We start from the raw sequence: 11,440 nt of genomic DNA, 5'->3' as shown, positions 1-11,440 counted from the left end.
GGCGCGTGAGCACCTAGTGGGAAGATATCTGGCTATGCGTTAAACGCCCGTCATGGTCAAAGTAAATACGCAAAGCATGATAGACATGCATGCATTTGCCGAGGTCATATTCCAGCGCGTCAGCATCTTCAAGGCTTGGACGACCAAGCAGCGCCATGACAGCTTCTTTTTTTGCACCGCGAATCAGAATGTGGCTTTTCAGGTCATATGCCATATCCCCGCGTCGGCAATCATGCTGCACACTGCTTGAAAGCTCCATCCAGCGCGTCTGGTCAAACTGCTCACTGCCAAATACGGCTTGATCCTTAAACGCCCACCAGGTAAAAAATACAATGGTGAGCAACACGGTAAACGCTGCCAACACCAGCGCCGACATTTTAATCAGCTTCATACTTTCCCCCTGTTTTGATGTATTTTGTATGCGCTAACCAGTTAGCTGTCCAGATCGCGGATGGCATTATGAAAGTCATCCACATCCGAGAAACTGCGATATACCGAGGCAAAGCGGATATAGGCTACCTGATCCATCTGCTTGAGCTCCTGCATCACGGTTTCGCCGAGCAGCATGGCCGGCACTTCACGCGCCCCCAAGCTCAACACTTTCTGCACAATCCGCTCCAGCGCTTTATCTACATACTCGGTAGGCACGGGCCGCTTGTGCAAGGCCCGTGTAAATGAAAGCCGCAACTTTTCAGGTTTAAACTCTTCCCGCGTCCCATTTTGCTTGACCACCTGCGGCAGATGCAACTCTGCAGTTTCATAAGTAGTAAACCGTTTGTCACACGCAGGACAACGCCGACGCCGACGGATAGAATTACCTTCCTCATTGATTCTGGAATCAATGACCTGAGTGTCATCGGCACCGCAAAACGGACACTTCAAGAATCAGGCTCCGTACACTGGAAACTGGTCAGTCAAGGCATGCACCTTGGTTTTCACCGCAGCAATCACCTCGGCACTTTCCGGGTTGTCCAGCACATCGGCAATCAGGTGTGCCACTTGTTCGGCTTCCGCTTCTTTAAAGCCACGTGTCGTAATGGCTGGTGAACCGATACGGATACCAGAGGTCACAAATGGGCTCTCAGGGTCGTTAGGAATCGCATTCTTGTTGACAGTGATATGTGCCTGGCCCAGATAAGCGTCAGCCGCTTTACCGGTCAAGCCTTTTGGACGCAAATCAACCAGGAATACATGGGACTCGGTACGACCAGAAATAATGCGTAAGCCACGCTGTGCCAGTGCTTTAGCCATTGCATCAGCGTTCTTCAGCACTTGTGCCTGATAGGCTTTAAACTCAGGTTGCGCAGCTTCGAGGAAAGCGGTCGCTTTACCGGCAATCACATGCATCAACGGGCCACCTTGCAAACTTGGGAACACGTTTGAATTGATAGACTTTTCAAACTCGGCTTTGGCCATGATGATACCGCCACGTGGCCCACGCAAGGTTTTATGGGTAGTCGAAGTGACAAAGTCAGCATGCGGCACCGGGTTAGGATACACACCCGCTGCAATCAGACCAGAGTAGTGCGCCATATCGACCATGAAATACGCACCGACTTTTTTGGCGATTTCGGCCATGCGGGCCCAGTCAAAACGCAATGCATACGCCGAGGCACCGCCAATCAGCAGTTTTGGTTTGCACTCGAGGGCAATACGCTCCATCTCGTCGTAGTCGATTTCTTCTTTATCATTCAAGCCATAAGGCACGATATTGAACAATTTACCGGACAGGTTGGCTGGCGAACCGTGGGTCAAGTGACCGCCATGGCCCAGGTTCATGCCCATGACGGTGTCACCTGGTTTTAAAATCGAGAAATATACAGCCTGGTTGGCTTGCGATCCGGAGTGTGGCTGCACGTTAGCATACTCGGCACCGTACAAAGCTTTCAGCCGGTCAATTGCCAGTTGCTCCACCTGATCTACAAATTCGCAGCCACCGTAAAAACGCTTGCCTGGATAGCCTTCTGCATACTTGTTGGTCAGCTGGGAACCTTGAGCTTCCATGACGGCCGGGCTGGTGTAATTTTCTGAGGCGATCAGTTCAATATGCTGATGCTGGCGTTCCACTTCGGCAGCAATCATTTTGGCTAATGCGGGATCGGCAACGTTTAAGTGACGAGAAGTGCTAAACATGACAATAAGTTTCCGTATTTACTGAAAAAATGAAAGTAGGATTTTATCATGTTGTGCCCTTGGCTGGCAGCTTTAACATCTCCTGCGCATATGTAGCGCAAGCGAGGCGCATTGGAGCCATCAAAACATGCCATCCAGCACAAAAGTGCGTATTCATGCGCCAGCATCACCGCTTATGCACTAATTTGGGGCACATTCTTCAGCATATGCGGGTCGAGAACCCAGCCTGCAAAGAGAAACATCGCGTAAATGCGCCATAAAAGCATAGATTACAAACATGGCACAGCTTATGCTTTATACAAACCGTAAGCGTATATCTCCAAAATCGCTCCCTCAGCCCAACTTCGGTTGGGCTCTTTTTTTGTCATGACAACACGCGCGACCAAACATATCCCCAAAAGCGTCTGGTTTTATAAAGAAGCAATGCGGCGCACATGGCCATAGTCACTTTATTAGTCACTTTGACGCTAATGGCCTTGTTTTTTCAGTTGTTGCAATGTGTCTGCACAATCCGCATTATTCGCCGCATCACTTGTGCCCGGGTCCAGGAAAGGCAGAATCGCTGCAAATGGGTTGATCAACGCCAGTAATGCGGCTCCGGCAACCCGTGCTGCGACAGGTGCTTTATTGATCGATACTTCAGGTGCCATAAATGTCCCTTGCACACGGATGGGCGAACGTACAGTCAGCGGTGAGAAGTTTTTAGGGCGGGCACGCAAGGTCAAATCAAGCTGCTCTTGCCCAAGGTCGACAGTGCCTGTCGCCACCAGCGTGGTGACCTTGGTATCAATTAACGCAGCTTCGGGGGTCAGGATGCCTTGTTTGGCTTTCCAGCCCATGGCGGCACATTGCATTTCTAGCGGCTGATCGCCTTTGATCATGACGCCCACTGCCTGTGCAATATCCAGCCCTGCGGCCTCGATCAACAGATGAGAAACCTTACCTTGCCTGATCAACAAGGCCAATTCGCCATTCAGTGACTGCATCAGGGCACGCGTAGAACGGCCTTGACCATGTAGCCGGGAGCGTCCATTCAGCAAGCCACTGATATAAGGTTGTGGCGTATCAGCAGAGGGTTTGCCGGGAGTGTCAGGCTGCGTGCGCGCGTCTTGTTTGGGTGTGGGTGCGACCTTCAGCCACTTTTCCAGGCGAATATCGCGTACAGCAAGCTCAATGCCCCAGTCCGGTACTAGTGCTTGTGCGCCAGCAGCTTGCGTAGCGGACACCTCGTGCGCATCGATAAAGATCTCACCCGCCAGACTGCCCTGTGCAGTGCGGGCATCAATATGAGAAAGTGACAGCTTATTGTTGAGTAAAGACAAATGCCCTTTTAAAGGGGCGATGGGTTCGCGAAAGGCATTGCCTAAATCCACGTTATCCAGGTCTACTTCAACTTCAGCATGCATACGCACATAGGTTGCAAAGTCCAAAGGGGTATCCGGGAACATTTTGGCGGGTGGACTGGCACTGGTTGCCGTCGCATGCTCTTTGACAGAAGCTGGTTCAGCGACTGGCGCACCAAAAGCGGGAGCGAGGTCAGCCAGATATAATTTTTTGCCGGTCAGCGTACCGCGCAGCATGGGCTTGTCGCCCTCGGTGTCGTAGGTAAACTTTCCAGCCAGCGCACTGCGCCCAATCTTGGCGGCAGGTACTGTGACCCGCCATTGTGCAGAGGACTTTTCAATGTCTGCGCGCACTTTAAAGGCCGAGGTCCGCGGCAAGGTGATGTCAAACAAATCACCGACATCCCCCAATGAAGGGCCGACCAAGTCCAGGCGCCCCTTGACGCGCGGCTGGCCAAACATGTCGTACACAGACCCGTCAAAACGCAGGGACAGTGCGCCATAGTTGAGCCATCCCGAAGAATGCACCGGTGGCGAATCTGGCTTCTGGGTCACTGCTGGCAAGAATCCGGCCGTTTCGAGCATGCCGCGCAGCGGGACTTTTTTCAGCGTGCCTTGCAGCGTGACCTTGGCGTGGGGTGATGCATCAGCACTGCCCTCTTCGGTAGTAAACTTTGCCAGCACCGCGGCGCCCGTCATGGCGTCTTGAACGTTCACCTGCCCCTGCCGCACATTCAGGCCCTCAATCACAGGAAAAGGCCGTGTTGGGCTATTGTCATCCAGGTCAAACTGCCAGGTAGCCTTGCCGTCTATGGTGCGTACCATATGCGCGTCCAGCTGCATAGCACGAATGGCTTTCACACGGTAAGCGGCACCCTCAGGCAGTTGCCACACATCGCGATAACGTAATGCGATTTCCACACCGTGCGCATCAAAAAAATAGGGCTGCTGAAAACTTGCAGGCGCCGACATTCGCACATGTGCGGCTTGCAGACGCAGGCCACCCCAGGCATGCAATGAAAAAGGCGCATCAATCACCACTGTGCGCTCTAACTGTTTTTCCAGAAAATGGGTAAAAGGGATGCGTAAAAAAGGCCAGCCTACCCACTCACAGACTGCCACTATAGCGACCAGGACCGCAACAGTCCAGACGATCGCTTTTGTCGTGTTACTTTTTTGTGTCTCTTGCATATTCAGTTCTATTCACCTGCGTTTTTTATAAGAATTGCATTGTTATGCATGTTGATTGTGTTGTATGTAGATCATATTAGCGCCAACATACGCCATCTTAGTCAAAGATGCACGCGCGCGCCTAGTCAGCTCACACTGAGAATCTTGTCAGCGTAATCTGGCACAGCGGCTGCCTAGGTGGCCTGAAACGGCTCGGTTATAATGGCAAATGACATCACACCTACAATCACTTAAAACTGGAGCCTGTACATCATGAAGTGGACCGACAGTCAGCGTATCGCCGAAGAGTTGTATGACAAATATCCCGACATCGACCCCAAAACCATCCGCTTTACCGATTTGATGCAATGGGTACTGGATCTGGATGGCTTCGAAGAGGATGCCAGCCATTGCGGGGAAAAAATCCTCGAAGCGATCCAACTGGCCTGGATCGAAGAAGCAGAATAAACCAACATGCAGTCTGCCCCCTTGCTTCCTGCTTCCATTTTCAAGGCGTATGACATTCGTGGCATTGTCGATGACACCTTGACCACAGAGATTGTCTACCAGATCGGGCTGGCACTGGGCTCGCTGGCACAGGAGCATGGCGAGCAGCGTCTCTGCATCGGCTATGATGGCCGCTTATCGAGCCCGGCCCTGGCAGCCGCACTGGGCGAAGGTGTGTTGCACACAGGCACCGATGTGATCAGCCTGGGCATGGTCACCACCCCCATGCTCTACTTTGCCACACACCACCTGCCGCAAACCCGCAGCGGCATCATGATCACCGGCAGCCATAATCCACCGCAGTACAATGGCATCAAAATGGTGATTGCCGGTCACACGCTGAGCAGCGAAGCCATACAAGCGCTCAGGCAGCGTATCCTAGCCCGGCAATTTCGCCGCGCGCCGCAAGCAGGCCAGCTTGCCACGCATGACATTGCAGCCGCGTACCAGCAGACGATTGTGCGTGATATCCAGCTCACTCGCCCGATGCGGGTAGTGATTGATTGTGGCAATGGCGTGGCCGGGGCGTTTGCACCTGCACTGTTCAAGGCGCTAGGCTGTGAAGTGGAAACCTTGTTTTGCGAGGTCGACGGACACTTTCCCAACCATCATCCAGACCCGGTTGAAGCCAAAAACCTGCAAGACATCATTGCCCGGTTGCGGCTGGGCGAGGCAGAGATTGGCCTGGCGTTTGATGGCGATGGTGACCGCCTGGGCGTAGTGACCAAACAAGGACACATTATCCGCAGCGATCGCCAGCTAATGCTGTTTATAGAGGATGTCCTGGCACAGCAGCTTGGTAGCCCCGTGGTATTCGATGTCAAATCCACGCGTCACTTATCCCCCTGGATCAAAGCGCATGGCGGGAAACCGGTGATCTGGAAAACCGGTCACTCGCTGATGAAAGCCAAAATCCATGAAACCGGGGCCGCCATCGGTGGAGAGCTTTCCGGCCACCTGTTTTTTAACGACAGCACACAAGGCAAACCACGCTGGTTTGGCTTTGATGATGGCCTCTACAGTGCGGCCCGCTTGCTCGAAATTGTCAGCCGCAGCGCCGATGCCAGCGCCGTGCTCGACGCCATACCTGACAGCGTCAATACGCCAGAGCTGCAAATCGCGATGGCAGAAGGCGAACCGCATGCCCTGATCAACAGCCTCCAGCAATCGGCACACTTCGCAGACGCGGTGGAAGTGATCACCATTGATGGCCTGCGCGTGGAGTATGCCGACGGCTTTGGCCTGATACGTGCCTCAAACACCACGCCGGTGCTGACGCTGCGCTTTGAGGCCGATACTGAAACAGCCCTGGAACGCATTCAGGAGGCGTTCAAACAGCAACTCAACAGCCACAGGCCTGACTTGAAAATTCCTTTTTAGCCTCCATTCAATCAGCATGCACAATGCGACTCAACGAATATTCTCACGCGGCTTCAGCATACTTTACTTATTGATCTGGCTCGTGCTGGCAGCACTGGTCTGGACGCTCGTAGACCGCATACAACACCCTAACAGCCTTGAGCAAATAGGCACACCGCAAGTGGTCGAACTCAAACGCGGTCCTGATGGGCATTATGGCGCCGAAGCACTGATCAACGGTGAACGCGTGCGCGTACTGGTAGACACCGGGGCAACCGGCGTCGCCATCTCACAGAGCGTGGCCGACAGGCTGGGTTTGCGGAGTCAGGAAGCCGTCAGCACCCACACCGCCAACGGCGAAGCCGTCGCTTACCTGGTCAGGTTGAAAACCGTACAACTCGGCGGCATCACTGCACACGATGTTGCCGCCACCATTGCGCCCGGCCTGGAAGGCGATGCCCTGTTGGGCATGAGTTTTCTGGGCAGGATGGATGTGCGCTTGCACAAGGGAAAAATGACGATCAAAGCGGGCGAATAGGCGATTAAACTCATGTCACCCATAAATTCAACATGTCAAACGAGCCTTAACTAATCAATTGTGAGCTTGAAAAAAGCCTAGAGACATGTCAAAGCGCTTCTACTCATTAAGCTTCGAGGCAAATGCGTAAGGGATTTTTAAACGTTCTTCAGATACGGCAAATAGAAAGTTATCTAAAGCGGCACATCCTGCATAAGAAAACAAAGCAACTGCTTTATTCCGAGCAGCTATATGTGCATTCTCATACGGATACCGTTGATGCACACCAATTCCAGCAAGTACAGAATAATATGCAGCCCAAGAAGTTAGTAAACTCGAATGATGCTTATCAAGAGCCTTCGCTATCTCGATTAATGGAGAGGTGAGTAGCTCTTGTTTTGTTGAGTACGCAAATGTATCGGTTAAAACTTGCCCAACAAATTTGTCATCCTCAAACTTGCTGGCAAATGCCTTTGATAGCTGATCTAGATAAAAATTAATATCTGCCCTTGCTTCTTGAACATAAGCTTGATCATAGGTGTGCCTATTTAACTTTTCCTGCAGATTTAGCTGAAAGATTAAAACCAATAGCGTTAGAATCGTAAGAATAGGACCGTAAATACCAGACATTGCGGATCCCATTTCAGCCCATCGTTGATGGTCATCAAGAATTACAAATCCAAAATTGTAGACATATACTCCAATAGGAAATAGCAGTATTGTGAGTAGCAAAGTTACTACCAATACTTTTCTTTTTTTATATACATTTGTCATGTCATTTTAATGAGTCTGTGACCCAGTCCTTTAAAATCTATTCTGGTGATTTTCGATAACCATATTCCAGCACAAACCACTGTGGATGCATGCCCGCCAACGGCGTTCGTAGTTTCTCTAGCTCAGATTCAGGACCGTGCACCTCAATACGCAGCAATTGGGAGACTTCACCCATTTCATGCAAAATCGGCCGTAAATTCTCGATATGGGCCAACAGCGCATCGGCGTTTTCAAATCCTTCGCGGCAGTGCGCAAGGTCACCATCAAAACTAAAGCCGTAATACAGGCAGCCAGGTTCGCGGGCTGACCATGCGACATATTTTTCACAGACAGCACGAAAGGCTGCAGCCTGGCCTGGGTGGATTTGAAAGTATGGGGAAACGGAGACGCAGGTATCAGTAGTAGCCATGCGTGATTAATGTGTTATTTGGCAAGCTCTGCGCCTTCTACAATCACTTTAAAGTTTTGCAGTGCCTGCTGATCAAGAATGCGAAAGCCGGTGGCGACCATGCCGCGTTTGCCTGGCGCAATGCCGCCGGTAATCAGCATGGCGCGGGTCTGGTTGATCACCACACCTCGACCATCGTATTGCAGCATGCGCACTTGTACGCGGCCCACAGGCACGCTGCTGTTGTTTTGTACGGCGGCAAACACCAGCCCGGAATTATCTGCAACAGGCCCCGAGGGCAGGTAGCGCGCGGGATTACGTGGCAGGTCTATACGCATGGCGCGGGCAGCAGACTCTTTGCCGATATCAGAATCGGAACTGGCGGCCAGCTGGTAATGCTGCAAAGCCAATGTGGTTTCGCCGCGCCCTTCGGCAATCTGGCCAAGCAAGGCATAGCCGGGCGCCGTCGGTAACAAAGCATTGGCTTTTTTCAGGAAAGGTTCTGCCTGTGTTTTTTTGCCGTCATTAAAGAGGGCAATGCCGCTTTGTACATAAGGTTTAAAGTAGTCAGGCTGCAGTTGGATGGCCTTGTCATAAAACGCCAGAGCTTCGGTAGTGTTTTTATTGGTCAGGGCTACGTCGCCCAGCAGCTCCTGAAATCGGGCTTCACGTGGCTCGATCCTCAGTGCTTTTTTGGCCAGTGCTTTGGCTTTTTCGGCATCGCCTTTTTGCAAGGCTGCCTTGCCTTCATCGTAGGCTTTATAGGCCTCACGCGTGGCCATCAGCTTGCTCATTTTTTCGGCATAAATATCCTTGCCCATTTCACCACCGGCACCCAGTTCGACCAGCGTTTTTTTGTTTTCATCCACGCGTTCTTGTGAAGGCGGGTGGCTGGCAAACAAACCGCTGATAAAGTCCTGCCGTTTGCCTTCACTCAGGCGCACAAACGTTTCCTGCAGGGTCACGGCAGCAGAGGGATCATAACCGGCCAGCTTCATGTATTTCATGCCGTAGGTGTCAGCCTCGGATTCGGCATCGCGGCCATATTTGCTGGTGATCAATTGACCGCCCAACTGTGCGCCGCCCACGACCAGGTTGGCATAGTTAGAATCACGCGTCGCCAGGCCCACAGCCAACATGGCGCCTTGCATAAAAATACCGCGCTCCATGCCTTTGGCACCGTGCCGTGCTGCCGCATGCACAATTTCATGGCCGAGTACCGCTGCCAGTTCAGCCTCGCTGTGCAACTCATACAGCAGGCCACGGTTAAACGCGATTTTTCCGCCCGGCATGGCCCAGGCATTGGGCACCGAGTCATTGAGCACGACAAATTCATAGGGCAGATCCGGCCGGTCAGACACCACTGCCAGTTTTTGTCCAACCTGCTGCACATAACGTGTCAGTTCCGGATCCAGCGTATAGTCGCCGCCTTGTGATTGACGGGCCGGACTGTAATTCTGCTGGCCAATCTGGATTTCCTTGTCTTGCGAAACAAACTGGAATTCACGCTGCTTGGTCACGGGATTGACGCCGCAAGACAGCAAGGTCGAGGCAAGCGTGATGGCAATGGCTTTTTTGTGGCGTCTCAACATCGTAATCACTCGCATGGCAATCAGGTAATCACGGTAGGTTGCTGTCTGCCAGTCAATTGTGGCAATTGCGAAATCTGGTGCGAAACAGTAATCAGCTCAGCCAGCGCTTCTTGCGCGTCCAGTTGCTGCTGCGCCGGGTCTTCGGTAAACGCTTCCAGATAAATACGAATAGTCGCGCCTTCAGTGCCGGTGCCAGAGAGGCGGATCACAATGCGTGAGCCGCAAGTAAACAGAATGCGCAAGCCCTGACCCGTGCTGATCGAACCATCCACCGGGTCGGTGTAGCTGAAGTCATCCACGGTATTGACCGTGTAGCTGCCAAATACTTGCCCCGGCAGGCTGTTGAACTGGGCTTTGACATTCGCCATGACGGCATTGGCCTGCTCAGTAGGCACGCCTTCATAATCATGGCGTGAATAGACATTGCGGCCATACGCCTGCCAGTGCTTGCGTACCAAAGATTCGACGCTCTCCCCTGTCGCCGCCAATAAATTGAGCCAGCACAGCACGGCCCACAAGCCGTCCTTTTCACGTACATGGTCACTGCCCGTGCCAAAGCTTTCCTCGCCACACAGGGTGACTTTACCGGCATCCATCAGGTTGCCAAAAAATTTCCAGCCAGTGGGCGTTTCAAAGCAGGCAATGCCCAGCTTCGCCGCCACGCGGTCAACGGCGCCGCTGGTCGGCATGGAGCGCGCCACACCACTCAACCCTTTGGCGTAGGCCGGAATCAATTTGGCATTGGCGGCAATCAGTGCCAGGCTGTCAGAAGGTGTAACAAAAAAGTGTTTACCCAGAATCATATTGCGGTCGCCATCACCGTCAGAAGCGGCCGCAAAGTCAGGCGACAGTGTGCCATAGGCCACCTTGACCAAATCTTCGGCATAGGTCAGGTTCGGGTCAGGATGCCCTCCGCCAAAGTTTTCCGAGACTTCGCAGTGCATCAAACTGTCTGCCGGGGCGCCCAGGCGATGAATAAAAATCTCTTTGGCATAGGGACCAGTCACGGCATGCATGGCATCAAACTTGATACGATAGCCACTGGCCAACCAGCGTTGAATGGCAGGAAAGTCAAACATACTGGCCATCAAGTCAGCATAGTCACGCACGGCATCGATCACTTCGACCACAAAACCATCCAGCGTCGTGCTGCCAATGGCTGTTAAATCTACATCTGGCAATGCAGCTATTTTGTACTGACTGATCTGTTTGCTGTTGGCAAAAATCGCGTCAGTGATTTTTTCAGGCGCCGGGCCGCCATTATCCGTATTGTACTTAATGCCGAAATCGTCATCCGGACCGCCTGGATTGTGGCTAGCCGACAGGATAATCCCGCCAAAGGTTTGATATTTGCGGATGATATTTGACGCGGCAGGCGTAGACAGAATGCCGTGCTGGCCCACCATCACCCTGGCAAAGCCGTTAGCCGCAGCCATTTTGATGATGATCTGGATCGCCTCTTTGTTATAGAAACGGCCATCCCCGCCTACAGTCAGGGTGGCATTGGCAGGAATGTCCAGAATATCAAAAATGCTTTGTACAAAATTTTGCAGGTAATGCGCCTGCTGGAAAACACGCACTTTTTTACGCAAGCCTGAGGTGCCGGGTTTTTGATCAGAAAACGGTTGGGTAACGACAGTTTGAATCTGCATGGCAA

11 protein-coding genes are annotated in these 11,440 nt (G+C 52.4%); 3 read left to right on the top strand and 8 right to left on the bottom strand.

Translation table 11 applies throughout. The annotated features are described in order from the left end of the window. Positions 1 to 13: 13 nt before the first annotated feature. From Q9291_RS10485 to Q9291_RS10470, 4 genes are all read right to left on the bottom strand, one after another. Positions 14 to 391: a hypothetical protein gene (locus Q9291_RS10485; protein WP_306389997.1), complete on the bottom strand. Its 378-nt coding sequence runs from the start codon at positions 389 to 391 to the stop codon at positions 14 to 16. A 41-nt stretch (positions 392 to 432) separates the two neighbouring features. Next, a complete protein-coding gene (gene nrdR / locus Q9291_RS10480) occupies positions 433 to 882 on the bottom strand; it encodes a transcriptional regulator NrdR (RefSeq protein WP_306389996.1) in 450 nt (149 codons plus the stop codon). 3 nt (positions 883 to 885) lie between these two features. Beyond that, complete coding sequence (gene glyA, locus Q9291_RS10475) at positions 886 to 2,133, bottom strand: serine hydroxymethyltransferase (protein WP_306389995.1); 1,248 nt, start codon at positions 2,131 to 2,133, stop codon at positions 886 to 888. A gap of 467 nt (positions 2,134 to 2,600) precedes the next feature. After that, the gene (locus Q9291_RS10470; RefSeq protein ID WP_306389994.1) at positions 2,601 to 4,667 is read right to left on the bottom strand and encodes an AsmA family protein; all 2,067 of its coding nucleotides are present in this window, start codon (positions 4,665 to 4,667) and stop codon (positions 2,601 to 2,603) included. Positions 4,668 to 4,919: 252 nt separating this feature from the next. On the opposite strand from Q9291_RS10470, the gene iscX reads away from it, so the two are divergent. The 3 genes from iscX to Q9291_RS10455 are packed head-to-tail and all read left to right on the top strand — an operon-like array spanning position 4,920 to position 7,050. After that, positions 4,920 to 5,114, top strand: coding sequence for a Fe-S cluster assembly protein IscX (gene iscX, locus Q9291_RS10465; RefSeq protein WP_306389993.1), 195 nt, complete (start codon positions 4,920 to 4,922; stop codon positions 5,112 to 5,114). 6 nt (positions 5,115 to 5,120) lie between these two features. Beyond that, positions 5,121 to 6,533, top strand: a complete 1,413-nt coding sequence (locus tag Q9291_RS10460; RefSeq protein WP_306389992.1) for a phosphomannomutase/phosphoglucomutase — start codon at positions 5,121 to 5,123, stop codon at positions 6,531 to 6,533. Between the two features lie 16 nt (positions 6,534 to 6,549). Next, complete coding sequence (locus Q9291_RS10455) at positions 6,550 to 7,050, top strand: retropepsin-like aspartic protease family protein (protein WP_306389991.1); 501 nt, start codon at positions 6,550 to 6,552, stop codon at positions 7,048 to 7,050. 99 nt (positions 7,051 to 7,149) lie between these two features. Here the strand turns inward: Q9291_RS10455 and Q9291_RS10450 are convergent, their stop codons facing one another. The 4 genes from Q9291_RS10450 to Q9291_RS10435 are packed head-to-tail and all read right to left on the bottom strand — an operon-like array spanning position 7,150 to position 11,435. After that, entirely contained in the window at positions 7,150 to 7,803 is a 654-nt protein-coding gene (locus tag Q9291_RS10450; RefSeq protein WP_306389990.1) for a hypothetical protein, read from the bottom strand. Positions 7,804 to 7,840: 37 nt separating this feature from the next. Further along, entirely contained in the window at positions 7,841 to 8,212 is a 372-nt protein-coding gene (locus Q9291_RS10445; RefSeq protein WP_306389989.1) for a putative quinol monooxygenase, read from the bottom strand. Between the two features lie 14 nt (positions 8,213 to 8,226). Next, positions 8,227 to 9,783, bottom strand: a complete 1,557-nt coding sequence (locus Q9291_RS10440) for a M48 family metalloprotease (RefSeq protein ID WP_306389988.1) — start codon at positions 9,781 to 9,783, stop codon at positions 8,227 to 8,229. Positions 9,784 to 9,803: 20 nt separating this feature from the next. Further along, positions 9,804 to 11,435, bottom strand: coding sequence for an alpha-D-glucose phosphate-specific phosphoglucomutase (locus Q9291_RS10435; RefSeq protein WP_306389987.1), 1,632 nt, complete (start codon positions 11,433 to 11,435; stop codon positions 9,804 to 9,806). Between the last annotated feature and the right edge of the window lie 5 nt (positions 11,436 to 11,440).

Source organism: Methylophilus aquaticus (assembly GCF_030769565.1).
In the GTDB taxonomy this organism is placed as follows: Bacteria; Pseudomonadota; Gammaproteobacteria; order Burkholderiales; family Methylophilaceae; genus Methylophilus; species Methylophilus aquaticus.
The sequence above is the reverse complement of the archived record's forward strand: the minus strand, read 5'-3'. Positions and strand labels throughout refer to the sequence as shown.